The organism is Thiomonas delicata (assembly GCF_900088825.1).
GTDB classification, from domain to species: Bacteria; Pseudomonadota; Gammaproteobacteria; order Burkholderiales; family Burkholderiaceae_C; genus Thiomonas_A; species Thiomonas_A delicata.
On sequence record NZ_LT592170.1, the window covers coordinates 1,912,651 to 1,938,078 of the forward strand.

General features: G+C 65.7%; 19 protein-coding genes and 4 pseudogenes. 13 read left to right on the forward strand and 10 right to left on the reverse strand.

Annotation, left to right across the window (positions count from 1 at the left end):
* Nucleotides 1-44 precede the first annotated feature (44 nt).
* From THIARS_RS09070 to THIARS_RS09080, 3 pseudogenes are all read right to left on the reverse strand, one after another.
* Nucleotides 45-422 (reverse strand): annotated as a pseudogene (locus tag THIARS_RS09070) (IS3 family transposase); the annotation flags it as partial.
* A 200-nt stretch (nt 423-622) separates the two neighbouring features.
* Nucleotides 623-775 (reverse strand): annotated as a pseudogene (locus THIARS_RS18260) (transposase); the annotation flags it as partial.
* A 23-nt stretch (nt 776-798) separates the two neighbouring features.
* A pseudogene (locus THIARS_RS09080) lies at nt 799-1,050 on the reverse strand (response regulator transcription factor); the annotation flags it as partial.
* Between the two features lie 548 nt (nt 1,051-1,598).
* On the opposite strand from THIARS_RS09080, the gene THIARS_RS09085 reads away from it, so the two are divergent.
* The 5 genes from THIARS_RS09085 to THIARS_RS09100 all read left to right on the forward strand — a co-directional run bounded on the left by THIARS_RS09085 (nt 1,599) and on the right by THIARS_RS09100 (nt 11,186).
* Nucleotides 1,599-3,818, forward strand: coding sequence for a peptidase domain-containing ABC transporter (locus THIARS_RS09085; RefSeq protein WP_245845702.1), 2,220 nt, complete (start codon nt 1,599-1,601; stop codon nt 3,816-3,818).
* A 13-nt stretch (nt 3,819-3,831) separates the two neighbouring features.
* Nucleotides 3,832-4,857: a TolB family protein gene (locus THIARS_RS18265; protein ID WP_141202365.1), complete on the forward strand. Its 1,026-nt coding sequence runs from the start codon at nt 3,832-3,834 to the stop codon at nt 4,855-4,857.
* 158 nt (nt 4,858-5,015) lie between these two features.
* Entirely contained in the window at nt 5,016-8,339 is a 3,324-nt protein-coding gene (locus THIARS_RS09090; protein WP_094160434.1) for a calcium-binding protein, read from the forward strand.
* 127 nt (nt 8,340-8,466) lie between these two features.
* Nucleotides 8,467-9,825: an HlyD family type I secretion periplasmic adaptor subunit gene (locus THIARS_RS09095; protein ID WP_094160435.1), complete on the forward strand. Its 1,359-nt coding sequence runs from the start codon at nt 8,467-8,469 to the stop codon at nt 9,823-9,825.
* Nucleotides 9,822-11,186 (forward strand): TolC family outer membrane protein, encoded by a 1,365-nt coding sequence (locus THIARS_RS09100; protein WP_094160436.1) that lies wholly within the window; start codon nt 9,822-9,824, stop codon nt 11,184-11,186. The genes THIARS_RS09095 and THIARS_RS09100 overlap by 4 nt, the downstream gene beginning before the upstream one ends.
* A gap of 119 nt (nt 11,187-11,305) precedes the next feature.
* Here the strand turns inward: THIARS_RS09100 and THIARS_RS09105 are convergent, their stop codons facing one another.
* The gene (locus THIARS_RS09105; RefSeq protein ID WP_094160437.1) at nt 11,306-12,184 is read right to left on the reverse strand and encodes an inositol monophosphatase family protein; all 879 of its coding nucleotides are present in this window, start codon (nt 12,182-12,184) and stop codon (nt 11,306-11,308) included.
* 46 nt (nt 12,185-12,230) lie between these two features.
* Between THIARS_RS09105 and THIARS_RS09110 the strand changes: the two genes are divergently transcribed.
* Both THIARS_RS09110 and cysE read left to right on the forward strand, forming a co-directional pair.
* On the forward strand, nt 12,231-13,067 hold the full coding sequence (locus THIARS_RS09110) for an RNA methyltransferase (protein WP_425444231.1): 837 nt from the start codon (nt 12,231-12,233) through the stop codon (nt 13,065-13,067).
* A 70-nt stretch (nt 13,068-13,137) separates the two neighbouring features.
* Nucleotides 13,138-13,905 (forward strand): serine O-acetyltransferase, encoded by a 768-nt coding sequence (gene cysE / locus THIARS_RS09115; protein ID WP_094160438.1) that lies wholly within the window; start codon nt 13,138-13,140, stop codon nt 13,903-13,905.
* 52 nt (nt 13,906-13,957) lie between these two features.
* Here cysE and THIARS_RS09120 read toward each other — a convergent pair whose 3' ends face one another.
* From THIARS_RS09120 to THIARS_RS09135, 4 genes are read right to left on the reverse strand one after another with little or no spacing between them, the layout of a single operon-like run.
* Nucleotides 13,958-14,761: a UDP-2,3-diacylglucosamine diphosphatase gene (locus tag THIARS_RS09120; protein ID WP_186436615.1), complete on the reverse strand. Its 804-nt coding sequence runs from the start codon at nt 14,759-14,761 to the stop codon at nt 13,958-13,960.
* Nucleotides 14,751-15,242: a peptidylprolyl isomerase gene (locus THIARS_RS09125; RefSeq protein ID WP_094160439.1), complete on the reverse strand. Its 492-nt coding sequence runs from the start codon at nt 15,240-15,242 to the stop codon at nt 14,751-14,753. Before THIARS_RS09125 ends, THIARS_RS09120 begins: the two co-directional genes overlap by 11 nt.
* A gap of 10 nt (nt 15,243-15,252) precedes the next feature.
* Nucleotides 15,253-15,861, reverse strand: a complete 609-nt coding sequence (locus THIARS_RS09130) for a peptidylprolyl isomerase (protein ID WP_094160440.1) — start codon at nt 15,859-15,861, stop codon at nt 15,253-15,255.
* Nucleotides 15,862-15,920: 59 nt separating this feature from the next.
* Nucleotides 15,921-16,520, reverse strand: coding sequence for a tetratricopeptide repeat protein (locus tag THIARS_RS09135; RefSeq protein ID WP_094160441.1), 600 nt, complete (start codon nt 16,518-16,520; stop codon nt 15,921-15,923).
* Nucleotides 16,521-16,644: 124 nt separating this feature from the next.
* Between THIARS_RS09135 and cysS the strand changes: the two genes are divergently transcribed.
* The 5 genes from cysS (at nt 16,645) to THIARS_RS09160 (ending at nt 22,195) form a co-directional block, all read left to right on the forward strand.
* Nucleotides 16,645-18,024, forward strand: coding sequence for a cysteine--tRNA ligase (cysS, locus tag THIARS_RS09140; protein WP_094160735.1), 1,380 nt, complete (start codon nt 16,645-16,647; stop codon nt 18,022-18,024).
* Between the two features lie 7 nt (nt 18,025-18,031).
* Nucleotides 18,032-18,658, forward strand: coding sequence for a DNA-3-methyladenine glycosylase family protein (locus THIARS_RS09145; protein WP_245845707.1), 627 nt, complete (start codon nt 18,032-18,034; stop codon nt 18,656-18,658).
* A 102-nt stretch (nt 18,659-18,760) separates the two neighbouring features.
* Nucleotides 18,761-19,735, forward strand: coding sequence for an acetyl-CoA carboxylase carboxyltransferase subunit alpha (locus THIARS_RS09150; RefSeq protein WP_094160737.1), 975 nt, complete (start codon nt 18,761-18,763; stop codon nt 19,733-19,735).
* Between the two features lie 79 nt (nt 19,736-19,814).
* Nucleotides 19,815-20,831 carry a tRNA lysidine(34) synthetase TilS gene (tilS, locus tag THIARS_RS09155; RefSeq protein ID WP_094160442.1) on the forward strand — a complete coding sequence of 339 codons (1,017 nt, stop codon included), beginning with the start codon at nt 19,815-19,817 and terminating at the stop codon, nt 20,829-20,831.
* A gap of 107 nt (nt 20,832-20,938) precedes the next feature.
* Nucleotides 20,939-22,195, forward strand: a complete 1,257-nt coding sequence (locus tag THIARS_RS09160) for an aspartate kinase (protein ID WP_094160443.1) — start codon at nt 20,939-20,941, stop codon at nt 22,193-22,195.
* Nucleotides 22,196-22,204: 9 nt separating this feature from the next.
* Here THIARS_RS09160 and THIARS_RS09165 read toward each other — a convergent pair whose 3' ends face one another.
* A complete protein-coding gene (locus THIARS_RS09165) occupies nt 22,205-23,548 on the reverse strand; it encodes an ATP-binding protein (protein WP_094160444.1) in 1,344 nt (447 codons plus the stop codon).
* Complete coding sequence (locus THIARS_RS09170) at nt 23,545-24,300, reverse strand: response regulator (protein WP_094160445.1); 756 nt, start codon at nt 24,298-24,300, stop codon at nt 23,545-23,547. The genes THIARS_RS09165 and THIARS_RS09170 overlap by 4 nt, the downstream gene beginning before the upstream one ends.
* A 203-nt stretch (nt 24,301-24,503) precedes the next feature.
* Here THIARS_RS09170 and THIARS_RS09175 point away from each other — a divergent pair.
* Nucleotides 24,504-25,397 (forward strand): annotated as a pseudogene (locus THIARS_RS09175) (MFS transporter); the annotation flags it as partial.
* Nucleotides 25,398-25,428: the final 31 nt, after the last annotated feature.

Sequence of the window (25,428 nt, forward strand, 5' to 3'; positions counted from 1 at the left end):
CCGAAACTGGGGCATGCTTTCTTGGGTACCTTTGCCGTTGACGCGTCCGACACCCAGAGCTGGTTGGATCCCTCGGCTTTGAACACCCGCTTGACGTGGTCCTGCGGACACGGCGTGCAAGTGTCGGGGACCGTGGTTCGCACTTTCTTGCCCCGCCGCGCACCCTGCAGCCCCAGGCGTTTCATCAGCCGCTCGACCGTGCAGCGCGCCATCCGGTTGCCCTCGCGGTTCATCTGCAACCAAACCTTGTCAGCTCCATACACCTGCCAGTTGGCGTGCCACACACGCTGGATGTCCGCAGCCAGCGCATCGTCGCGCTGAGCACGGGCGCTGCGCAACTCGGGGTCGCGATGGCGCGCGGCATGGCGCCAGTAACACGACGGGGCCATCTGCAGCACTTTGCAGATGGGCTCGACCCCGTGCATGGAGACGCTGATCAATCCAAGAATCAGCGTCAATCATTGAGATTGGCCGACGCGAGTCGGCCAATCTCGCTTTGGGTCGCCATGGCGAGCGAAGAAAGCGTCCATTGAGCCCGCTGGTGGCGCGAAATCGCACTCGCTGGGCGGCTGCCGCGCTTCTGCGGCACACTCAAAGACGCACCTCGGGCTTGGAGCGCCAACAAGCTTCGCTTGGCAATCACCAGGTTCGCCAGACCCAACAAACTGAAGAGCTGCGCGGTGTTCTTGGCCAGTCCACGGTAGCGCAGCTTGCGGTGCCGGAAGAGATTCTTGATCACGTGAAACGGATGCGCGACCTTGGCGCGGATACTGGCGGTCAGGCGCTCGCGCTGGCCGATCAGCGCATCGACCGCGCGGCCCTTGTCGGCCATGACGACGTGCCCGTAGGCGTCTCGACCTCGGCATCAACCACCCAATGCCCGCTGCTGGCCAGCGCTGCAGCCGCGGCACGGGTTTCCACACCAAGCTTTTTGAATACATGCTCAAGGTGCTTATTCACAGTGCGCGGGCTCATGCCAAGGATGTCGCCGATATCGCGGTTAGTCTTCCCCTTGGAAAGCCAGGACAGCACCTCCGTTTCCCGTGGCGTCCAAGAGGCGAGCGAGGCCTTGCGGATTCTCGAGGCGCTTTGGGTCTGCCCTGACGACTCCACGTTGACGGAGCGGCGGGAAACCTCACTCTAGCCGCAGCCAGCCGTCAGAACCATACCAGCAAGGGCGCGCTGCATGGAGCCGATGATTCAGCGCCTCGGCGCTTGCTTTTTCGCATGCCCACAGCCTCTATGCGGTGGGTGGGCGGGGCAACTTCGGATGGCCTGGACCGTCACGCAAATCTGGCGCATTGGAACAGATCGCCGGTGTTTTGATACAGCCGGACCGAACCTCATTTGTCGAGGCGCCCATGGCAGGACGGCACAAGGGCATTCTGGGTCCGGGCCGCAATCCGCCGGTAATTCGGCCTGTGACGAGGGGTGATCGAGGCGATCTCCAGCCGTAGAAAACCCCAGAAATAGGCCTGATTGCGCACCAAGGTACCAAGACACCAAGAATGATGCATAGCTCCTGCGATAAAAACCGATTGCCGCAAACTTTCAAAGAATGTAATGTTTAGTATCAAAAGTAACTTTCAAAGACATTCATGCCTGCCTTGCCGGATACGCCCATTGCTGCGGAAGACTGGTTGTGGTTGCTCGGCAGCATGGCTGTGGCCAAGGGCGTGGCCTTCGACGCAGAGCTGGTCCAGCGAGAGTTTCCCCCGCCGCATGACGGCCCATCCCTGATCCGAGCGGCGAGTTCCCTGGGTTTGGCGCTGGCCGCACACCGGGTTCAGGTTCCATCGCCGGCGGGATTGCCGACGCCGATCGTGGCTTGGCTGCGCAGCGCCACTTCAGCCCCTGGGCTTGCCGCAGAAGCAAGCGAAGCAGACGCTGCGTCAACGCCGGGCCCCGCGCACCCCTCACCCACACCCCGACCCGCCCTGATTCTGCGCGCCGACGCCGACCGGCTGCTGTATTTCGAGGCTGGCAGCGACCTGCCCCATACCGTGCCTGGCGCGCAGTTCGCCGCATTGTTCGAACCCGAGGTGCTGCTGGCGCGGCGCCAGGTCGAGCCGGCGCCTGATGACGGCGTCGCGGAGCCCCAGGGGCGGCGCTTCGGCCTGCGCTGGTTCGTTCCCGGGTTCCTGAAACACAAGCACATCTGGCGCGACGTGCTGTTGGCCTCGCTCGTTCTGCAGCTGCTGGGGCTGGCTGTGCCGCTGCTCACCCAGGTGGTGATCGACAAGGTGGTGGTGCATCACACCGCATCAACCCTGGCCGCAGTCGGCGCAGGCCTGTTCATCGCCATGGTGTTCTCCGCCGTGTTCAGCGGGCTGCGGCAATACCTGCTCATCCACACCGGCAACCGCATCGACGCCGCGCTCGGCGCCCAGGTGTTCAGCCACCTGCTGCGCCTGCCGCTGCCGTACTTCATGCACCGGCCCACCGGCGTTCTCGTGGCCCGCCTGCACGGGGTGGAGACCATCCGCGAATTCCTCGCCGGCAGCCTCGTCACCCTGCTGCTCGATTTGCCCTTCATGCTCGTGTTGATCGCGGTGATGATCGTCTACAGCTGGCAGCTCACCCTCATCAGCCTGGCCATGCTGGTTCTGCTCACCGGCCTGAGCCTGGCGGTCACGCCCACGCTTCGCGCCCGGCTCAACCAGCAGTTCCTGCGCGGCGCGCGCAACCAGAGCTTCATCACCGAATACACGGCCGGGGTGGAAACCGTCAAGAGCCTGCAGATGGAGCCCCAGCTCGACGCCCGCTACGGCCAACTGCTGGCCGACTACCTGGACGCGGGTTTCAAGACCCGCCAGCTCGCCAACCTGTACAACACTGCGGCCAACGCCATCGAGCAGGCCCAGACCCTGGGCATCCTGGTGGCCGGCGCCCTGCTGGTGATGGGCAGCGACGGCTTCACCGTCGGCATGCTCGTGGCCTTCCAGATGTTCTCCGGCCGCCTGTCGCAGCCCGTGCTGCGGCTGGTGGGGCTGTATCAGGAACTGCAGCAGGTGCGCATCGCCATTGCCCGCCTGGGTGACATCCTGGACGTGCCGCAGGAACCCCACAGCCTCGTCTCCGCGCGAGCGCAACGGCCCCATGCCCAGGGCGCCCGCATCGAACTGCACGGCCTCGGTTTTCGCTACGACGACAAGCAGCCATGGCTGTACAGGAATATGCGCCTGCTCATCCCCGCCGGCAAGACCGTGGCCGTCATGGGCCCCTCCGGCACGGGAAAAAGCACCTTGGCCAAGCTGCTGCAAGGCTTCTACCAGCCGCAGGAAGGGCGCATGCTCATCGACGGCGTGGACTTGCGCCACCTCGCCGCCAACGAACTGCGCGGCCATTTCGGCGTAGTGCCGCAGGAGACCCTGCTGTTCTCCGGCACCCTGTACGACAACCTGCTGGCCGCAGCGCCCCATGCCGGTTTCGACGACATCGTCGCCGCCTGCCGCATGGCCGAGATCCACACCTTCATCGAAACCCTGCCCCGTGGCTACCAGACCGAGGTGGGCGAGCGCGGCGTGGGCCTCTCCGGCGGACAGCGCCAGCGCATCGCCATCGCCCGCGCCCTGCTCAAGCGCCCGCGCGTGCTCATCTTCGACGAAGCCACCAGCGCGCTCGACGCCGCCACCGCCGAACACCTCGCCGCCACCATCAACACCCTCAAGGGCAGCGTCACCCTCTTGTTCATCGCCCACCAGCTGCCCAAGGGCCTGCAGGTCGATGGGGTGGTGCGGCTGGGGGCGGCGGATCAATCAGGGGTCAGAGGCGGCAACGTCGGGCAAGCCGATACGTCAGGGCAAGTAACTGCATGAACAGGAAAGAAAGATGATCGAGAGAAAATCAATACAAAACATATTCTCGCCAATGAGATTATGGGTGAGGGTTCCATCCGTCATTCTGATATTGGTATGGCTGCTGCATCCTCCCGCATTCGGCGCGGAAAATAATGTTTTCCGAACGGGATTGTTCAACGTCAAGTCTGGGACGGTTGCGGTTACGCCTGACGGCCGCGCCCTTGTCTTTACGACGAGTCACATGCCCGATGGGTTTCGCCACCTCGATCTTCAGACGGGACAAATCAGAATCATCAATCAGAATTCCAGACGTTTTTGGCATGACCCTCGATGGTCACACGATGGAAGGCGGTTGGTGGTGGTTTCCGCAGGCGTGGATCCAAAAGGCTATTACCAATTGAATGATACCCAGATCGCGCTGATCGATCCACGAACGTGGGCCTCTCGCACTCTCACGCAAGGCAATGGCGTAAGGTTGTCTCCTTTTTTTTCCAACGATGGGAAAACGGTTTATTATTTTCACGCGCAGATCCGAGAGCGCGGGATGAGGCCGGCTGATAATTACGATTTATATGCCATTGATTTACAAAATGGCGTTGAGAAGAAAATAACTGACGAAGAATTCTATAAAGCTATGCCGGGAGATATGGATGGGCAAGGTCGAATTTTGTTCACAGCCAGCGTTCCATCAAAGCACATTCCTGCGCCGAAAAAGAAAGACCCTTGGGGTTTGTCGGCTTCGTTACTTACGCCATTCAAATTGGATTTGCAAGGCGGCCGAATATCAGAGTTTTTAATTTCCACTGGAGGGCAGATTGGCAATGAATTCTATATTCCACGGTTGGATCGCCTCGACAATATATATTTTAAGGCTGCGATGGCCAATAAATCTCCATTTGTTTATGCAATATACAAGGTCGATGCATTCGGCAAAAACCTTACGGAATTAAGTCGCATAGTAATTGGTTATGAATTCGACGTTGCGTGGCGCACCGGAGATGTCATCATGATGGATCAACAAGGAGGGGAGTTGATTTTTCGGGGGCTATTTCATTAATTCTTGTTTATAATCTAAATTAGGGGCTTAAAATGAATCTTAAAATATTTTATTCCAGCGCTTCTGGTAGTATTTTTCAATTCAAAATTGATGAAACAAATTTTTGTGGCCCAGGTTACTCAAATGGTCAATTTGTTCCGCCATTTTCTGATGTGAATATGAAATTTCCTACTACGGGGCCAGTTGATATTTCCTGCCAAGCACATGATCTCGCGTACAGGAGCGCGAAGAATCCCTACGATATATTAATTGCGGATGCTAAGCTAATAAAAGACATTATTGATGATCAAACTGGGGGCCAATTAACCCCAAAAGAATTTTCCGACGCGGAGCTGATTAAAAGCGCATTTATTTATAAATTAGGGCTTTATGATGTGCCTAAGGTGGCGCTTGAAAAAGTATTGGATCTGATTGGAAGCTATCCAGAGTTGTTCATTGCATCACCTTTTATTGCTGTCATATCAAAAGCGCTCGGCGCGACGCCGGACATGATGGTCAAGACCATCCGCTACGTGGATCCATTGGTCTTGGATCTGGACGGCGACGGGCTGGAGATCACGCCCTTGTCCGCGGGCGTGCTGTTCGACGCCAACGGCGACGCCATCAAGACCGGCACCGCCTGGGTGGGGGCAGACGACGGCATGCTGGCGTGGGACCGCAACGGCAACGGCAGCATCGACGGCGGAGCGGAGCTGTTCGGCGACGAAACCGTGCTGGCCAGCGGCCAGAAGGCCGCCGACGGCTTCGCCGCGCTGGCCGAACTTGACAGGGGCAGCGTGGTGGACGGCCAACTGATCGGCGCGGGCGATGGCGTGTTCGACGCGCGCGATGCGCAATACGCCAACCTGCGCGTCTGGCGCGACCTCAATCAGGACGGCATCAGCCAGGCGGGTGAACTCAAAACCCTGGCCGAAAGCGGAGTGCAAAGCATCCAGCTCGGCAGCACGGCGGTCAACACCAGCTACGGCGACGCGCAACTGGTGCAGAAGGGCAGCTACACCCGCGCCGACGGCAGTGCGGCGCAGGCCGGCAGTTTCAACCTGGCGCAGAACACCTTCGTGCGCGAATTCGTGCCGATGGCCGTGAGCGTGGAGGCCCAGGCGCTGCCGTCCTTCCAGGGCAGCGGCTGGGTGCGCGACCTGCGGGAAGCCGCGACGCTCAGTCCTGCGTTGATCACGCTGTTCAAACAAGCCCAAGACGCCGCGACACGCGCGGAGTTTCGCGGCGCCGTGGATGCGCTGCTGCGCGAATGGGGAAATGATTCTGTCTATGAGAGCGCGAGCAGACAGGCCTTGGCGGCTGGCTACGGCCTGGTTCTGAGCGAACCGCTGGACGATCAGGAGCGTGGCTGGATGGATGTGGCCATCAAGGCGAGCGAGTCTGCGCGCCAGGCGTTCCGGGCGGCGCTGGGAACGGATGACCTGGCGAAATTCGATGCCATGCGCGAGCGCATGGTGGGCGGTTTGGAAAAGCTGTATGCCTACGAGGCTTTTACAGGGTATACGTTTCTGAATTGGTCAAGAGTCCAGGGCGACGCCTTCGCCTACTCGGTTAGGGCTGCTGTCCAAACGCGTGGTGTTCCAGTCGTGGCCTGGGTACCGTTATCGCAAATTCTCTACGAAAATCAGAATGCGTTCGTCACCAGCCAACCTGGATACTTGCGCGTCAACATTCCAACGCCCGCGGGCGGCTTGCCACCCATCGAAACGCTCTGGAACAGACTGGTCGATGACGCCACCAGCAATCTGTTGCCATCGCTGCGTTTGTCAAAGTATCTCGACATGCTGGATCTGAATGTGTCCGAGTCGGGCGCGAATTTCGATTTCTCGCGCTTGAATGCCGCCATTGCTTCGCTTCGCACGCAAGACTCATACGAGGGTGCGGCCCTCTTTCTCGATTTGAATCGCCTCTATGGCGAATCGTTTAACAGGATGGGTTGGGACGGCATTGCGCAACTGCATGAAACGATGCGCCTTGGCGCGTTAGATGCCAATGTGCGAGCCGCGTTTGCAGCGACGGGGGCCAGTTATTTTGCAGGTGGCGACACGACAGGCGGCAATGCAGCGGACTGGTACGCTGGCGATGCTGGTCACAATACGTTTGATGCAGGTTCCGGAGACGATGTTGTCGATGGCCACGATGGCAACGACATCCTCAACGCCGCGGGCGGCAACGATCTGCTGGACGGCGGCGCCGGGGACGACACGCTCAATGCCGGGGACGGCGACGACGTGGTGTACGGCGGGGCCGGGGCCGACAAGATCGACGGCGGCAACGGCAACGACCTGCTGGATGGGGGCGAAGGCAACGACACCCTTGCCGACGCGGCAGGGTTCAACACCCTCCGGGGCGGCGCCGGGGACGACGCGCTCAGCGGACACGGCAGCTTCGAGGGCGGCGCGGGCAACGACACGCTCAGCGCCGCGGGCCTGTACTGGGACAACTCGGGCGACACCTACCTGTTCAACCCGGGCGACGGGCAGGACACCATCGTCGAGTGGGGCACCAACAACGCCTACTACCACGCCAACCTCGGCGCCAAGGACGTGCTCAAGTTCGGCGCCGGGATCGACCCCGGGGCGGTGAGCCTGGGGCGCAGCGGCAACGACATGGTGTTCAAGGCCGGCGGGGCCGACCAGGTGACGGTGAAGGACTGGTTCGTCACCAGCGAGCGCTACATCGAGGAGGTGCGGTTCGCCGACGGCACGGCGTGGGATCTGGCCAAGCTGCAGACCCTGGTGCCGCAGCTGTACAACGGCAGCGTTGGTGGTGATGTATTGACTCTAACCAATGGAGCGAATGTCTTTAACAGTCTATCTGGAGAAGACACCCTCACTGGAGGCGCCGGCAACGAGTTGTTCGTCGGCGGTGCGGGCAACGACACCCTCACCACGGGCAACGGCGCCGACGTCATCGTGTTCAATCGCGGCGACGGGATGGACAACGTGAACGGTGGCACCGGCACGGACAATACGGTCTCGCTGGGCGGCGGCATCCGCTACGCCGACCTGACCCTGAGCAAATCGTCCAACGACCTGGTGTTCGGTCTGGGCGGCGCAGAGCAGATCACCTTCAAGAACTGGTACGTCACCACTGCCAACAACAAGAGCGTGGCCAAGCTGCAGCTCGTGTTGGAGGCTACGACCGACTTCGATGCCGCATCGACCGATCCGCTGCGCAACAAGAAGGTGGAACAGTTCGACTTTGCCGGACTGGCGGCCCAGTTCGACCAGGCGCGCGCGGCCGATGCCACGCTCACCACCTGGGCGCTGGCCAGCGCCTTGACCAGCTATCACCTGGGGAGCAGCGATACTGCGGCCCTGGGCGGCGACCTGGCCTACCACTATGGCGTGCGGGGCGGTCTCGCGGGGATGAACGCGCAGGCTGCCGAGGAGGTAGTCGGCAACGTCCAGTTCGGTACGGCCAGCCAGACCCTGCGGCCGTTCGCCGGGATTTCCGGGGGGGCGGTGACCTTGAGCTGAAGCGGGGACGGCGGCACACGGGCCGCCGTCTTTCATCCCCCATCCATCCCTACTCTTCAAATCCGCCGCAGCCCCGCCACCGGGCCGCGGCTTCCTGTTACGCGCACCCGAACGAGCAACCGACGCCATGGGAACCGACGCCCGCGATTTCCTGCCTGGCCTGCTGGCCATCCAGCGCACCCCGCCGCACCCGGCGGCGCGCTGGGTGCTGTGGGTCTTTCTCGCCCTGTTCGCCAGCCTGCTGGGCTGGGCCGCCTTCGGCACGCTGGACATCGTCGCCGTGGCCGAGGGCAAGCTGGTGCCGTCCACCTACCTCAAGATCGTGCAGCCGGCCGAAGCCGGCATCGTGCAGCAGATTCTGGTCAAGGAAGGCCAGGCCGTGGCGGCGGGGCAGGTGCTGGTGCGCATGGATGCCGCCATGTCCGAGGCCGACCGCAAGTCGGTGCTGGCCGAATACCAGGCGCGGCAACTGGCGCTGCGTCGCATCGACGCCGAGCTGTCCGGAGGAATCTTGCAGCGCGAAGTCGGCGACCCTCCCGCACTGTTCGCCCAGGCCATGGCGCAGTACGACGCCGACCGCCTCAACCTCGCGAGCCAGACCGTGCAGATGCGGGCCGCGGTGGAGCGGGCGCAACACGAACTGGCCGTCGCCGAGCAGGTGCGCGCCAAGCTGGAAGAGGCGCTGCCGCACTACCGTCGGCAGGAGGCCGCCTATGCCGAACTCGGCAAGGATGGCTTTGCCGGCCCCATCATGGTGAGCGACAAGGCGCGCGAGCGCCAGGAGAAGGAGCGTGAGCTGCAGGGGCAGACCGCGGCCATCCGCGCCAGCCAGGCCGCGCTGGCCGAGGCGCGGCAGCGCCTGGCGCAAGTGCGGTCCGACGCACACCAGCGCCTGCAGGCCGAGCGCAGCGCCGCGATGACCGACATCGCCAAGCTTGGCGAGGAGCTGACCAAGCAGATACACCGCGCGGACCTGATGGAGTTGCGCGCGCCGCAGGCCGGGGTGGTGAAGGACCTGGCCACCCACACCCCAGGCACGGTGGTGCAGCCCGGCGCCATCTTGATGAGCCTGGTACCCAGCGGCGAGCCCTTGACGGCCGAAGTCTGGGTGAGCAACCAGGACATCGGCTTCGTGCGCAGCGGGCAGATGGTGCGGCTCAAGCTCGCCACCTATCCCTTTCAAAAGTACGGCATGGTGGACGGTGTGGTCGCGCAGATCAGCGCCGACGCGCAGGAACCGCAGCAGGGCGGTGCGCTGTCCGGCGGTTCAGCATCGAACCGCCGGACAGCGCCGGAAGATGGAGGCCTGGTCTACCGCGCTCTGGTGCATCTGAGGGTGCAACACCTGGCGCGTGACGGCGGCGCGCTGACGCTGGCCCCCGGCATGCGCGTGACGGCAGAGATCAACCTCGGCGACCGCACGGTGCTGGAGTATCTGCTGTCACCTGTGCGCAAGGCGTTCTTCGAAGCGGGGCGGGAACGGTGAAGCACGCCACCAAGACGGTGGGTCGCGCATGGGGTTTGCGCGGCAGTTTCGCCGGGTTTGCTCTCACGCTGCCCTTGCTGGCATGGGCCGAGAGCTTGCAGAATCTGTACGGGCGCGCGCAGCAGTCCGATCCCGCGCTGACCGCCGCGCGCTATGCGCTGGAGGCCACTGGCGAGAAACCGGTGCAGGCTCGCGCGGGCTTGTTGCCGCAGGTGGGGCTCACTGGCAGCGCCGGATACGCCAGCAACCGCACCACCTTCAGCGGCTACTCGACCTCGCAGCGCGACATCAAGACCACCAGCTGGGCCGTGCAACTCACCCAGGTGGTCCTTGACCCCAAGGCCTGGGCGGCGCGCGATGAGGCCGATGCCTTGCTGGAGCAGGCGCGCGCGCAATACGCGCAGGCGCAGCAGGAATTGATTCTCCGTCTATGCCAAGCCTACTTCGACGTGCTCGGTGCACAGGATGGCATTGTCGCAGCACAGGCTCAGTTGGATGCGGTGGATCAGTTGCTGGCGCAGGCGGGAGCCAACTATGCCGCGGGCCTTTCCAGCATCACCGACGTGTACGAGGCGCGTTCCCGGCTGGAACTGGCCCGCGCGCAGCGCATTGCGGCCGAGAGCGAGTTGGAGTCGCGGCGCATCGCGTTGGAGACCATGGTCGGCTCGTTGGAGAACGGCACCCTGCGGACGGCCTCCGGCGATGCGCCGTTGCCGGTGCCGACAGCACTGGATGTCGCCCGTTGGGTGGAGGAAGCACCGCAACACAACCCGGCGGTGCAGGCACAGGCCGCCGCCGCGCGCGCCGCCGAGAACGCATTGCGCAAGGCCGCTGCCGAGCATTCCCCAACCCTGGCCTTGGTTGCTAGCTATGGCGACAACAATGCATCAGGCAGCACCACGCTGACCGCCGACATCGGCCAGCGCAACCGCGCCGCCCAGGTCGGGCTGCAGCTGTCGGTGCCCTTGTATGCCGGAGGCGGCGTGGTCGCACGCGAACGCGAGGCCGCCGCCCTGCTGCGCAAAGCGCAGGCCGAACTCGACGGTGCGCGTCGCCAAGCCCAGGCGCAGGCAAGGCAATCGTGGGCGGCGCTGCAGCAGGGCCTGGCCCGGACACGCGCTCTGGAGGTTGCGGTGCAGGCCAGTGGCTTATCGGTGCAAGCCAACCGCCGTGGCCAGCAGGTGGGGTTGCGCATTCTGGTGGACGTGCTCGACGCCGAGCAGCAACTCTACACGGCGAGGCGCGACCGTGTCCGTGCCCGGCATGACGTGGTGCTGTCAACGCTCAAGCTCAAGGCCGCAGCCGGTGTGCTGAACGATGCCGACGTGCAGGCGCTGGATGCGTTGATCATGCGTCGATGAGGGGTCTTGCACGCCGACCGGTGAAACCACCGACCGGTGCCGTCATGGCCGTCGGATCCGAACGTGGATGCGAGGCGAACCCCTGGCTGCCGCGCATTCTGCGCCGCAGCCAGGGGCGTTCAGAACGGCGCGTCGTCACCCGATGTTTCGGCGGCTTGGGTGGCGGCAGCCTGGCGCTTGGCGCCGGGCTCGGGCGCATTGCGGTCGGTTCTCGCGTAGGGCTTGAGCAGGGTGACGAGTTGGGCGTAGATGCGCGGGCTGCCGGTGACCAGTTCGCCGCGGTGCAGGAAGTCGGACTCGCCGGTGAAGTTGCCCACCAGGCCGCCGGCTTCGGTGATGAGCAGCGAGCCCGCGGCCACGTCCCAGGGCTTCAGGCCGGTTTCGAAGAAGCCGTCGTAGCGGCCCGCCGCCACATAGGCGAGGTCGATGGCCGCCGCGCCGGGGCGGCGCAGGCCGACGCAGCGCTCGGACACCTTCTTGAACATTTCCAGATAGGTGTCGAGGTCGTCGCCCTTGCGGAAGGGGAAGCCGGTGCCGATGAGGCTGTCCTCGATGCGGGTGCGCTTGGATACGCGCAGCCTGCGGTTGTTGAGGAAGGCGCCGCCGCCGCGGCTGGCGGTGAACAGCTCGTCGCGCGAGGGGTCGTACACCACGCCGTGCTGCACCGCCCCGTGGTGGGCCAGGGCGATGGACACGGCGTACACCGGCATGCCGTGGATGAAATTGGTGGTGCCGTCGAGCGGATCGATGATCCACTGGAAGTCGGAGTCTGCCTTGCCGTGCGTGGTGCCCGTTTCCTCGCCCAGGATGCCGTGCTGGGGGTAGGCCTTGAGCAGGATGTCGATGATCGCCTGCTCGCTGGCGCGGTCGACCTCGGTGACGAAGTCGTTGGCCGATTTCTGCGACACGCGCAGCAGGTCGAGGTCGAGGCTGGCGCGGTTGATGATTTTGCCGGCTTCGCGGGCTGCGCGAACGGCGACGTTGATCATGGGATGCATGGTGGATGCGAAGGACGCGACAATGGCGCCTCGAGGAGGACAGCGGGTGGATGTGAAAGAGCAGGGCGAATCAGGCCATTTTATCGAAGGGGCGGTCTCGTCCGCGCCTGGCGGGCCGGCGGCACCGTTGTTCGTGTTGGTGAACACCAGCCACCCGGGTAACGTGGGTGCTGCGGCGCGGGCCATCAAGACCATGGGTTTCGCGCACCTGGCGCTGGTGGCGCCGCGCTTTGCCGACGTGCTGCAGCAGCCCGAGGCGCTGGCCCTGGCCAGCGGAGCGGACGACGTGCTGCGCAACGCGCGCCAGGCGGACACGCTGGTGGAGGCCGCAGGCGACTGCGGCGTGCTCGTCGCGCTGTCGTCGCGCGTGCGCGACTTCGGCCCTCCATTGCGCGGGCCGGACTGGCTGCCCGAACTGGCCCGCGACGCTGCGGCGCAGGGCCGGCGCGTGGGCTTCGTGTTCGGCAGCGAACGCTACGGCCTGGACAATGACACGGTGTACCGCTGCGACGCACTGCTGAGCCTGCCGGCGTATTCGCAGTACGCCTCGCTCAACCTGGCGCAGGCGGTGCAGATCGTGGCTTGGGAATGGCGCAAGGCCGTGGGCGCCTTCAGCCTGCCGCCTGGGCCGCCGGTCGAAGCGGCGGCGACCCAGGCGGAGGTTCAAGGCTTGCTGGAGCACGCCGAACAGACCCTGGTGGCGCTGGGTTATCTGGATCCGGACGCGCCGAAGAAGCTCATGCCGCGGCTGACCAGGCTGGCTGCGCGCGCTGCGCTCACGCAGCAGGAGGTGCATATCCTGCGCGGCATCTGCAAGGCCGGACTGCAGCGCATGCGGACGGCCGAAGACCCCGCGGATCCACCACGCCGCTTGCCGGATTGACGTGCCGGCGAGCGGCGCGGGCGGGGCTCCAATACACTCGAATGCCCCTTTGACAGTTCAGCACACCATCATGCTCCGGCATTTGCGTGAAGACATCCAGGTCATCCTCGAACACGATCCCGCGGCGCGCTCGCGCTGGGAGGTGGTGACCTGTTATCCCGGCCTGCACGCCCTGGTGCTGCACCGCCTGGCGCACCGCCTGTGGGGACGGGGCTGGCATTGGCTGGCGCGCTGGATCTCTCACTGGGGGCGCTGGCTCACCGGCATCGAAATCCACCCCGGCGCGACGATGGGCCGGCGCGTGTTCATCGACCATGGCATGGGCGTGGTCATCGGCGAAACCGCCGAGGTGGGGGACGACTGCACCATCTACCAGGGCGTGACCCTGGGCGGCACCTCGCTGTACAAGGGCACCAAGCGCCATCCGACGCTGGAGGCCGGCGTGGTGGTGGGGGCCGGGGCCAAGGTGCTGGGCGGCTTCACCGTGGGGCAGGGAGCGCGCATCGGCTCCAACGCCGTGGTGGTCAAGGCCGTGCCGGCCGGGGCCACCGCGGTGGGAAACCCGGCGCGCATCATTCACAAGGACGTCGAGCAGCAGCGCGAGGCCACGGCGGCGCGCATGGGTTTTTCCGCCTATGCGGTGACGCAGAACGGCGACGACCCGCAGGCCCAGGCGATCCGGGGCCTGATCGACCATGCCGCCCAGTTGGAGCATCAGGTCGCGCTGCTGTGGCAGGCGCTGGAGCGCCAGGGCGTGTGCCCGGCCGAAGCCTGTCCGCCGGAGGCCATGCGCGTGGAGCACTTCGACAAGGATCAGCTCGAAAAGCTGGTGGAGTGAGGCATGCTGCGCGTGCGCGCCGCTTTCCCGTCGCTGCCCTGAAGCGGGGGTTTCAGGCGAGGTCGTGTCGCTCGACCGCGGTGTATCGATCCCCGGTCCGCAAGGTCAGCACTTGCGCTTTGCCGGCGCGGGAGGCCGCGTGGTCCAGATCCCAGTCGCTCAACACCTGGCGCAGGCGGCCGTCGTCCCAGTGTTCGCGCGGGCGGTGGGTGTGGCCGTGGATCATCCAGCGGCAATCCGCGCGATCCAGCCAGCGTGCCGCTTCGGCCGCGTCGGCATCGCTCCAGGTTTCCATGCGTCCTTGCGCGGCCTGACTTTGCGCGCGCATGGCCGCGGCCTGGCGTCTGCGCGCGCCGAGCGGCTGGGCGAGGAATTGCGCTTGCCACTGCGGGCTGCGGCAGAGGGCGCGCCATTGCAGGTAGGCGGTGTCGGCGAGGCACAGGGCGTCGCCGTGGCTGAGCAGGATGCGCTGGCCGGCGAAGTCCAGCACGCAGGGGTCGGGCAGCAGTTGCGCGCCGGTGTGGCCGGCGAAGCCGGCGCCGAGCAGGAAGTCGCGGTTGCCGTGCATGACGGCCAGGGCGCGTCCGTCGGCGGTGAAGCGGGCCAAGGCGTCGCAGACGGCGTGATGGGCGTCTGTGGGCGTTGCCGCGAGCAGGTCGTCGCCGATCCAGGCCTCGAACAGGTCGCCGAGGATGATCAGGACGTCGGCCCGCCGCGCCTCGTCGCGCAGCCAGCCGAGAAAGCGGGCCGTCGTGCGCGGCGCGTCGGGACCGAGGTGCAGGTCGGAGACGAGGGCGGCGCGCCGCCAGGAAGACGGGGCTGGCGCGCGCAGTTCGGGAATGGCCTCAGACTTCAACGGCTTTGAGGATCACCACGTCTTCCACCGGTACGTCCTGGTGGAAGCCCTTGTTGCCGGTTTTCACGGACTTGATCTGGTCGACCACGTCCTGGCCTTCTACCACGTGGCCGAACACGGCGTAGCCCCAGCCCTGCGGCGTGGGGGCGGTGTGGTCGAGGAAGGCGTTGTCGGCGACGTTGATGAAGAACTGCGCGGTGGCCGAGTGCGGGTCGCTGGTGCGGGCCATCGCCAGGGTGTAGCGCTTGTTCTTCAGGCCGTTGTCGGCCTCGTTCTGAATGGGGGCCAGCGTGGGTTTTTGCTTCATGCCGGCGTCGAAGCCGCCGCCCTGGATCATGAAGCCGTCGATCACGCGGTGGAACACGGTGCCGTCGAAATGCCCGCTTTTCACGTAGGCCAGGAAGTTGGCGGCGGATTTGGGCGCTTTCTCGGCGTCGAGTTCGATGCGGATGACGCCTTTGCTGGTGTGCAGTTCAACCATGGGTGGTCCTTTACTTGAGAAGAATGGCTTGCTTGATGACGACCGGCGTGACCGGCACGTTCTGGTAGGGGCCGGCGTCCTGGGTGGGGACCTTGGCGATGCGGTCCACCACGTCCATGCCCTTGATGACCTGGCCGAAGACGGCGTAGCCGTGGCCGTCGGGCTGAGGATAGTCGAGCGCGGGGTTGTCCACCAGGTTGATGAAGAACTGCGAGGTGGCCGAGTTCGGATTGGCGGTGCGCGCCATCGCGATGGTGCCGCGCAGGTTCTTCAGGCCGTTCTGGCTCTCCAGCGGGATGGGCGGCTGGGTGGGTTTTTGCTGCATGTCGGGGGTGAAGCCGCCGCCCTGGATCATGAAGCCGGGAATGACGCGGTGGAAGATGGTGCCGCCGTAGAACCCGCTCTTCACGTATTGCAGGAAATTGGCCACGGTCTTGGGCGCGCGCTGCGGGTCGAGTTGCACCTCGATCGTGCCCAGGCTGGTGACGAGTTCCACGCGGGGCGGGGTCTCGGCGCGCGCGGGCAAGGACGTCGACAGGACCAAGCCGAGCGCGGCTGCCGCCGACAGCAGCAGGCGGCGGGACAGATCGATGGGGCGGGGGATTTCAAGGCGTTGCATCAAGGCACTCCTGCTGGGGAACGAGCCGCCGGCCACCCGCTGGATGGGCCGGACCTGGCTCAGGGTCGGGGCGTCGCGGCTTGCGGCGGCGCCGGTTTGGGGGTGGGGAGCAATTTGTCGATCAGGGCCAGCTTGGGTTCGATGGCATCTTTCCGACTCGCGTCGAGCTGCAGCGATTTCTGGTAGGCCTTGCGGGCCAGCGCGACCTCGACGTCACCCAGGTTCTCGTAGGCGGTGGCATAGTCGGGGTTGGTGCGTATGGCCATGTCCAGCGCCGCACGCGCCTTCTCGTCATGGCCCTGCCGGGCATACAGCACGGCCAGGTTGTTGTAGGGCTCGGGCAATTCGGGGTATTGCTGGGTGAGCCGGGTGAAAACCTGAATGGCTTCCTCGGTCTTGTGCTGCGCGCTGAGGATGACGCCGCGCAGAAACGCGTATTGCGGGTCTTGGGGGTTGGCCGCGATGAGCGCGTCGACCTTGGCGAGCGCCTGCGGCAGATGACCCTCGGCGACGAGCTGCCGGGCTTCCGACAGGCCGCCAGCATGCGCCTGCGGTGGCTGGGCGACGAGTGCGGTGGCGCCCCCAAAGGCCAGCAAAACCAGCGTGCGCCGAAGGATCCGCAGGGGTTGCGCGGCGCGTGGGCTGGCGATGTGGGGCATGGATTCGGCTTGGTTCGGGCTGTGCTAAGTTTGCGATTTTATCCGGGCATGCTTGCCCCTGAGCCCTCAAGCCGCCTTGCTTGCGCTGCTCCATGGCGCGACGCGGCTGGCCACGACCCCATCCATGACTCTGCAGATTCACAACACGCTGTCGCGCGAGAAGCAGCCGTTTTCACCCATCGAGCCGGGCCATGTGCGCTTGTACGTCTGCGGCATGACGGTGTACGACTACTGCCATCTGGGACATGCCCGCGTCATGGCCGTGTTCGACCTGGTGCAACGTTGGCTCAAGGCGCGCGGTTATCGCGTGACCTATGTGCGCAACATCACCGATGTGGACGACAAGATCATTCGCCGCGCCGTGGAACGGGGCATGACGGTGCGCGAGCTCACCGACCGCTTCATCCAGGCGATGCACGAGGACACCGACGCCCTGGGCATCGAGCGTCCGACGCACGAGCCGCGTGCCACCGATTACATCCCGCAGATGCAGGGCCTGATCCAGCGCCTGCTGGACAAGGGCTTGGCCTACCAGGACGCGGCGGGCGACGTCGATTTCGCCGTGCGGGCCTTCCCCGGCTACGGCAGGCTCTCGGGCAAGACCCTGGACGAACTGCACGCCGGGGAACGGGTCGAGGTCGATCTGGCCAAGCGCGACCCGCTCGATTTCGTGCTGTGGAAGCGCGCCAAGCCGGACGAACCCGCCGAGGTGCGATGGAATTCTCCCTGGGGCCCTGGGCGCCCGGGCTGGCATATCGAGTGCTCGGCCATGAGCTGCGCGCTGCTGGGCGAGCACTTCGACATCCACGGCGGCGGCGCCGACCTGCAGTTCCCGCACCACGAGAACGAAATCGCGCAAAGCGAGGGGGCGAGCGGTGGAACCTTCGTCAATGTCTGGATGCACAACGGATTCGTGCGCGTGAACGAGGAGAAGATGTCCAAGTCGCTGGGCAATTTCTTCACCATCCGCGACGTGCTGAAGGTGTTCGACGCCGAGACCGTGCGCTTTTTCATCATCCGCGCCCATTACCGCAGCCCGCTCAACTACACCGAGGACAATCTGCGCGACGCGCGCCATGCCTTGTCGCGGCTGTACACCGCGTTGCAGGATTTCGCCGATGTGCCGGCCGCCGTGGACTGGGCGCAACCGCAGGCGCAGCGCTTCGCCGCGGCGATGGACGACGACTTCAACACGCCCGAGGCACTGGCCGCGTTGTTTGAACTGGCCAGCGAGGTGAATCGCTCGCGCAGCCGGGAACTCGCCGGCCTGCTCAAGGGCCTGGGCGCGACGCTGGGCCTGTTGCAGCAGGCGCCGCAGCAATTCCTGCAGGCCGGCGCGGGTGATGCCGACACGGCCTGGATCGAGCAGCAGGTGCAGGCGCGCGCCGCGGCCAAGGCGGCACGCGATTTCGCCGCGGCCGACCATATCCGCGCCGAGCTTCTGGAGCGCGGCATCGTGCTCGAGGACAAGCCGGGTGGCGTCACCGTCTGGCGCCAGGCATGAAGACGCGATGATCGCCACGCGCCCCTCATACTGGGATGAGGCTTGCAGCCAGCTCATGCGCTCCGACCGCGTGATGCGCAAGCTCATTCCCCAGCACAGCCAGACCAGCCTGCAAAGCCGCGGCGACGCTTTCCAGACCCTGGCGCGTTCGGTCGTGGGGCAGCAGATTTCGGTGAAAGCCGCGCAATCGGTGTGGGACAGGCTGCTTGGGGTGGTCGGCGAAGTCACACCGGCCAGCCTGCTGGGCCAGGAGGCGCAGGCGTTGCGGCAGGCGGGGCTGTCCCAACGCAAATGCGAGTATCTGCAGGATCTCGCCGCCAAGTTCCGCGACGGACTGGTGCATCCCGGGCAATGGTCGGACATGGCCGACGAGGCCATCATTGCGGAACTCGTCGCGATTCGCGGCATCGGTCGCTGGACGGCCGAGATGTTCCTCATCTTCCACCTCATGCGCCCCGATGTGCTGCCGGTGGACGACCTGGGCCTGCAGCGCGGCATCAGCGAGCGCTACTTCTCGGGTGAATCCGTCAGCCGCAGCGATTTGCGCGAGGTGGCTTCCGCCTGGGCGCCCTGGCGCTCGGTCGGCACTTGGTATATTTGGCGCAGCCTCGACCCGGTTGCGGTCGAGTACTGACATTCGCAGACACATAGACGCTGGTGCCGTTGCCGCTTTGCGCGGCGCGGCCACCAGCGCATTCGCCGCTCTCCGGCGGCGACTCGCGTGGGGATAGAAACCATGAGCAAAAAAGTCTTTCTCGATTTCGAACAGCCGGTGGCCGAGCTGGAAACCAAGATCGAAGAGCTGCGTTACGTGCAGGACGAGTCCGCCGTCGACATTTCCGAGGAAATCAGCCGCTTGCAGAAAAAGAGCCTTCAGCTCACCAAGGACCTCTACGCCAAGCTCTCGCCCTGGCAGGTCACGCAGATTGCCCGCCACGCCCAGCGTCCCTACACGCTGGACTACGTGGCGCAGCTGTTCACCGACTTCCACGAACTCCACGGCGACCGCCATTTCGCCGACGACCTGTCCATCGTCGGCGGACTGGCGCGTTTCAACGGCCAGCCCTGCATGGTGCTCGGCCACCAGAAGGGGCGCGACACCAAGGAGCGTGCCGCGCGCAACTTCGGCATGACCAAGCCCGAGGGCTACCGCAAGGCGCTGCGCCTGATGAAGCTGGCCGAGAAATTCGGCCTGCCGGTGTTCACCTTCGTCGATACTCCGGGGGCTTACCCCGGCATCGACGCCGAGGAGCGCAACCAGTCCGAGGCCATCGGCCGCAACATCTTCGAGATGGCCCAGTTGCAGGTGCCCATCGTTTCCACCATCATCGGCGAAGGCGGTTCGGGCGGCGCGCTGGCCATCGCCGTGGCCGACCATGTGCTGATGCTGCAGTACTCGGTGTACTCCGTCATTTCTCCCGAGGGTTGCGCCTCCATTCTCTGGAAAAGCGCCGAGCGCGCGCCCGAAGCGGCCGAGGCCCTCGGCCTGACCGCGCACCGCCTCAAGGCGCTGGGGCTGATCGACAAGATCGTCAACGAACCCGTGGGTGGCGCTCATCGCGATCCCCAGGCCATGGCGGCCAGCCTCAAGCGCGCCCTGGCGGAGAGCCTGCGCCAGTTCCAGGGCATCAAGCCTGCCGATCTGGTCAAGCAGCGCTACGAGCGTCTGTGCGCCTTTGGAAAGTTCCAGGACACCAAGGCCACGCGCTGAGTTTTTGCGCGCCAGCCTCCGCGCTGGGGCGTGCTGCGTGCGACGCGTCGGCTGAACGGGTCGCAGACCCGGTTCATGCATGGTTCCTTCAGGCTTCACCGCCCCTCCACCCTGGCCCGCGCTGCGCGCGGACCCGATCGTCGACGCCTTGCGGCGCTTCGTGTCCCGCCATGCGCAGGAGTGTTGCCCCGCGCCCGTGGCGATCGCCTTCAGCGGCGGCGCGGATTCCACCGCGTTGCTGTTGGCCGCGCTCCAGCTCTGGGGCGCTGGGCATGTGCGCGCGCTTCACGTTCATCATGGTCTGCAGGCCGACGCTGACCGCTTCGCGGCGCACGCACAACGGCTTTGCCAGGCGTGGGGCGTGGATTGCAGCCTGTTGCCCGTGCAGGTCGAACTCCAGCGCGGCGACAGTCTGGAGGACAAGGCACGCGGTGCGCGCTACGTCGCCTTGACACGTGCGGCGCGGGATCGGGGCTGCCGGTGGTTGCTGCTCGGCCACCAGGCCGACGATCAGGCCGAGTCCCTCCTACTGGCCTTGTTGCGCGGCGCGGGATCCAGGGGGCTCGCGGCGATGCCTGAAGCCGCCGAGCGGCATGGAATCTGGCTGGGCCGGCCCTTGCTCGGCTGCGCCGCCGACGCTCTGCGCGAACTGCTGGACGCGCAGCAGGTGCCCTACGTCCATGACGCGATGAACACCGATCCCGCATTCCGGCGCAGCCGTATCCGCCACGAGTTGCTGCCCGTGATCGCGCGGCTGGAGCCGGGCTGGCGCAACACCCTGGCGCGCTCGGCGCAGCTTTGCGCGCTGGCCGCGCAGACCCTGGACGAGGTCGCGCAGCGCGACCTCCGGGCATGCAGCGTGCCCGAGGGGCTGGTGTTGAGCGCCTTGCGCGCCTTGCCCGATGCGCGGTTGTCCGAGGTGTTGCGGCTGTGGCTGGAACAGGCTGGCCTGCGGACCCATTCCGGCCAGATCGACAACCTGCTGCGTCAGGTGCGCGCCACGGCGCGCGGCGCTGGAAAGCTGCGCGTGGTCTCGGGCGCAACCACCGTCCTGCGCCATGGCCGCTTGCTGGTGCTCGACGTGGGCGGAACCTGATCCTGCCGCCTGCGGGCGGGATGGCGAGCCCTGCTGCCTATAATTTCCGGTTTTCCCGCCGCAGCGGCGCGCAAGTGCGCACGTCAAGGCCCATTCCCTTCCCAAACATGGCGCTCATCGTCCAGAAATACGGCGGTACCTCGGTCGGCTCCGTCGAACGCATCAAGAACGTGGCCCGTCGCGTCATCAAATGGGCGGACGCCGGGCATCAGGTCGTGGTCGTGGTGTCCGCGATGTCGGGCGAGACCAACCGGCTCATCGGCCTGGCCAAGGAAATCCAGCCCGATCCCGATCCGCGCGAGCTCGACGTGGTGGCCAGCACCGGCGAACAGGTCACCATCGGCCTGCTGTCCATGGCGATCAAGTCGCTGGGGCGCGAGGCGCGCAGCTACACGGGCTTCCAAGTCGGCGTGCACACCAACAGCGCCTTCACCAAGGCCCGCATCGAGTCGATCGACCAGGAGCGCATGCGCGCCGACCTGGAGCGCGGCATGATCGTGGTGGTCGCCGGCTTTCAGGGCATCGACCCCGACGGCAATATCACCACGCTCGGACGCGGCGGCTCGGACACCTCCGGGGTGGCGCTGGCGGCTGCGCTCGGCGCCGACGAATGCCAGATCTACACCGACGTGGACGGGGTCTACACCACCGATCCGCGCGTGGTGCCCGAAGCCAGCAAGATGGCCACTATCACCTTCGAGGAAATGCTGGAGATGGCCAGCCTGGGCTCCAAGGTGCTGCAGATACGCTCGGTGGAGTTCGCCGGCAAATACCGTGTGCGCCTGCGCGTGCTCTCCAGCCTCACGCCCTGGGACATTCCGCTCGAGCAGGAAATGCACAGCGGCACACTCATCACTTTCGAGGAAGACCAGACCATGGAACGAGCCGTCGTCTCCGGCATCGCCTTCGCCCGCGATGAAGCCAAGATCACCGTCGTGGGCGTGCCCGACCGCCCCGGCATCGCCTACCAGATCCTGAGTGCGGTCGGCGGGGCGAACATCGACGTCGACATGATCGTGCAGAATCAGAGCGTGGACGGCTTCACCGATTTCTCCTTCACCGTGGGCCGCAACGACTACGCGCGCACCCTGGACATCCTCAAGACCAGCATCCAGGCGCATATCGGGGCCAAGGACATCATTGGCGACCCCAAGGCCTGCAAGGTGTCCGTCGTCGGCGTGGGCATGCGCTCGCACGCCGGAGTGGCCAGCAAGATGTTCCGCACCCTGGCCGAGGAAGGCATCAACATCCAGATGATCTCCACCTCGGAGATCAAGGTTTCGGTGCTGATCGAGGAGAAGTATCTCGAGCTTGCCGTGCGTGCCTTGCACAAAGCTTTCGATCTCGACGCGCAAGCCACCTGAGCCCTGCGTTCAGGCTGTGACGGCGCCCGGAACATGGGTTGGCGACCCTTGTTCCGGGCAGCCAAACAACACCCGCACGCGCAGGCCCCCGAGGGGGGAGTCGAGCAGGCTGATTTGCGCCCGGCTGCGGTCGGCCACGGTCTTGACGATGGCCAGACCCAAGCCGCTGCCGCCCGGTGGCGAGGTTTCGCGGCGATAGAAGCGGTCGAACACGCGCGGCCGTTCTTCCGGCGGAATGCCGGGACCCGAATCGTCCACCTCCAGTACGGCGCAGCCGCCTTCGCGTCGCACGCGCAGGTCGACACGCCCGCCCGCGGGGGTGTAGCGCAGGGCGTTGTCCACCAGGTTGCGCGCCAGCATGCGCAGGCCGTTGGGCGGCGCCTCCACCGTGATTTCATCGGCCTGTTCCAGTCCGGCGTCCACGCCGCGGATCTGCGCCAGCTCGAAGGTGTCGGACAAAGCCAGCCGCGCGGCCTGGGTGAGCGAGGTGGGCTCCACCGACTCCTGCCCGCCGGAGTCGGCGCGGGCCAGGGCCAGCAGTTGCTCCACGAGGTGCGTGGCGCGGTCCAGGCCCGAACCCAGGCGCTGCAGCGCGAGCTGGCGCGCGGCGTCGTCGTGCGCGCGGCCGAGCATCTGGATCTGCACCTTGAGCGCGGCCAGCGGAGAGCGCAGTTCGTGCGCGGCGTCCGCCACGAACATCTGCTGCGTGTCGAAGGCCTGGCGGGTGCGGGCGAACAGGCCATTCATCGCGCGCACCACGGGTTGCATCTCGAGCATCACGGCCTGCGGCTCCAGCGGGTCGAACGAGGTGGCCGCGCGGTTTTCCAGTTCCTGCGACAGCGCGCGCAACGGCTTGAGCGAGCGGCGCACGACCCAGGCCACGGCCAGCAGCAGGATCGGGGCGATGAGCAGCATGGGCCACACCGAGCTGAAGGCAAAGGTCAGGGCGAGGGCGCGGCGGCTGAGCAGGGGTTGCGCGACCTGGATGGTGCGTCCCCCCGCCTGCATGGAGAACACGCGCCATTGCTGCGTGCCGACGTTCACATTGGCGTAGCCGAGCACGGCCTGGTCCGGCAACTCGAGGCGCGGGCGCGAAACATAGATGCGCTGCCCGTCGGGCGACCAGACCTGCACCACGTAGTCCACGTCGTCGCGCGCATGGCCGCCGGGGCCGAAGCCGGGCAGGCCCAGGTCGCCGCTGGCCAGCGACAGGGCCAGTTGCTGCAGGTGGTAGTCGAACACCGCGTCGGCCTCGCGCATCGCGTTGTTGAACACCACCACGGCCTGCACGATGGCCGCCAGCAGCACGGCGGCCGTCAGCAGCACCAGCAGTTGCGCGCGCAGGGATTTCAATCGCGGTCTCCGGCGGAAGCGCCGTCGGTGCGGCGCTCGGCCTTGGGCTGGTCGGTGTTGGCAGCGCTCCCGGCGCCGGGGGCGGGATCCTGTGCTTCGCGGGCGATCACATAGCCCATGCCACGCACGTTGCGGATGAAGTCGGCGCCGAGTTTCTTGCGCAGGCTGTGCACGTATACCTCCACGGCATTGCTGGAAATCTCGTCCTTCCAGCTGTAGAGTTTTTCTTCCAGCTGGGTGCGCGAGAGGATGACTCCGGGCCGCGTGATCAAGGCCTCAAGCACGGCCCATTCGCGTTGCGACAGCTGGACGGGCTGGCCGTTGAGGGCGGCTTCGTGCGTGGCCGGATTCAGGCGTACCGGGCCATGCTCGAACACGGGCTCGGCGCGTCCGGCGGAGCGGCGCAGCAGGGCGCGGATGCGGGCCTGGAGTTCGTCCAGATCGTAGGGCTTGAGCACATAGTCGTCGGCCCCCGCATCGAGGCCGCCGATGCGATCCTGCACGGCATCGCGCGCGGTGGCCACGAGTACGGGCGTACGGTCATGCCGCGCGCGGGCGCGACGCAGCACCTGCAGGCCGTCGAGCTTGGGCAAGCCCAGATCGAGCAGCACGAGGTCATAGTGCTCGGAGCTCCACGCGGCGTCGGCCATCGGGCCGTCGCGCACCCAGTCCACCGCGTAGCCTTCGCCGCGCAAGGCATCGAGCACGCTTTCGCCGATCATCACGTCGTCTTCAACGAGCAGCAGTCGCATGGGCTTGGAATGGCAGGATGGATGTGGGGCATTGTGCCGCAGCCCCGCGTTGACCAAGCATGAGTATCGCCGCGGGGTCTTAGACTGCGCTTAACCCAGCGTTCCAAGCTCTCTCGTTCGGCATGTCCCGTCATCCTTCGCAGACCCCCGCCTCGACGCGCCTGCCGCGTACCGTCTGGCTCCTCGGCTGGGTGAGCTTGTTCATGGACATGTCGTCGGAGCTCATCCACGCCGTGCTGCCCGTGTACATGACCACGGTGCTGGGGCTGAGCGTGCTGACGGTGGGATTCGTGGAGGGCATCGCCGAAGCGACGGCTTCGGTGCTCAAAGCCTTTTCCGGGGCATTGTCGGACCGGCTGGGCAAGCGCAAGGTTCTGGCGGTTCTGGGCTATGGCCTGTCGGCATTGACCAAGCCCTTGTTCCCCCTGGCCTCGGGCGCTGCGGAGGTGATCGCCGCGCGCTTCATCGATCGTATCGGCAAGGGCATTCGCGGCGCGCCGCGCGATGCCCTGCTGGCCGACGCCACGCCCGAGCCCTTGCGCAACGCCGCCTACGGCTTGCGCCAGAGCATGGACACGGTGGGCGCTTTTCTCGGCCCGCTGGCCGCCATCGCGCTGCTGTGGTGGCTGCACGACCGGCTGCGCCTGCTGCTGTGGTTCGGCGTGTTGCCCGCCCTCGTCGCGGTCGGCATTCTCGCCCTCGGCGTGCGCGAACCCGATGGCCTGCGCGCGCGCGCGCCGCGCGTCCGGGACGCGGGGGCCGGTCGGGCCCAGCGCTTTGCCGCGGCGCGTGCCTTGCCGCCGGCTTACTGGGGCGTGGTGGCGATGGCCGGGGTTTTCACGCTCGCCAGGTTGTCCGAGGCATTTCTGGTGCTGCGCGCCCAGCAGCAGGGCGTGGCGTTGCTGTGGATTCCGCTGGTCACGCTGGCTTTCAGTCTGGTCTATGCACTCAGCGCCTATCCGTCGGGCCTGCTCGCTCAGCGCTATGGGCGCCGCGTTCCGCTGTTGACCGGCATGGCCGTCTTGCTGGTGTCGATGTTGTTGCTGGCTTTGCCCGGCATGCCTGCGTTGTGGCTGGGCGTGGCCCTGTATGGTCTGCACCTGGGCCTGACGNGCCGGCTTACTGGGG

Bases quoted from the DNA above. Each gene is read 5' to 3' on its own strand.
- THIARS_RS09085 (WP_245845702.1), top strand. From the start codon at position 1,599: ATGCCTGCCTTGCCGGATACGCCCATTGCTGCGGAAGACTGGTTGTGG.
- THIARS_RS18265 (WP_141202365.1), top strand. From the start codon at position 3,832: ATGATCGAGAGAAAATCAATACAAAACATATTCTCGCCAATGAGATTA.
- THIARS_RS09090 (WP_094160434.1), top strand. From the start codon at position 5,016: ATGAAATTTCCTACTACGGGGCCAGTTGATATTTCCTGCCAAGCACAT.
- THIARS_RS09095 (WP_094160435.1), top strand. From the start codon at position 8,467: ATGGGAACCGACGCCCGCGATTTCCTGCCTGGCCTGCTGGCCATCCAG.
- THIARS_RS09105 (WP_094160437.1), bottom strand. From the start codon at position 12,184: ATGCATCCCATGATCAACGTCGCCGTTCGCGCAGCCCGCGAAGCCGGC.
- cysE (WP_094160438.1), top strand. From the start codon at position 13,138: ATGCTCCGGCATTTGCGTGAAGACATCCAGGTCATCCTCGAACACGAT.
- THIARS_RS09125 (WP_094160439.1), bottom strand. From the start codon at position 15,242: ATGGTTGAACTGCACACCAGCAAAGGCGTCATCCGCATCGAACTCGAC.
- THIARS_RS09130 (WP_094160440.1), bottom strand. From the start codon at position 15,861: ATGCAACGCCTTGAAATCCCCCGCCCCATCGATCTGTCCCGCCGCCTG.
- THIARS_RS09135 (WP_094160441.1), bottom strand. From the start codon at position 16,520: ATGCCCCACATCGCCAGCCCACGCGCCGCGCAACCCCTGCGGATCCTT.
- cysS (WP_094160735.1), top strand. From the start codon at position 16,645: ATGACTCTGCAGATTCACAACACGCTGTCGCGCGAGAAGCAGCCGTTT.
- THIARS_RS09145 (WP_245845707.1), top strand. From the start codon at position 18,032: ATGATCGCCACGCGCCCCTCATACTGGGATGAGGCTTGCAGCCAGCTC.
- THIARS_RS09150 (WP_094160737.1), top strand. From the start codon at position 18,761: ATGAGCAAAAAAGTCTTTCTCGATTTCGAACAGCCGGTGGCCGAGCTG.
- tilS (WP_094160442.1), top strand. From the start codon at position 19,815: ATGGTTCCTTCAGGCTTCACCGCCCCTCCACCCTGGCCCGCGCTGCGC.
- THIARS_RS09160 (WP_094160443.1), top strand. From the start codon at position 20,939: ATGGCGCTCATCGTCCAGAAATACGGCGGTACCTCGGTCGGCTCCGTC.
- THIARS_RS09170 (WP_094160445.1), bottom strand. From the start codon at position 24,300: ATGCGACTGCTGCTCGTTGAAGACGACGTGATGATCGGCGAAAGCGTG.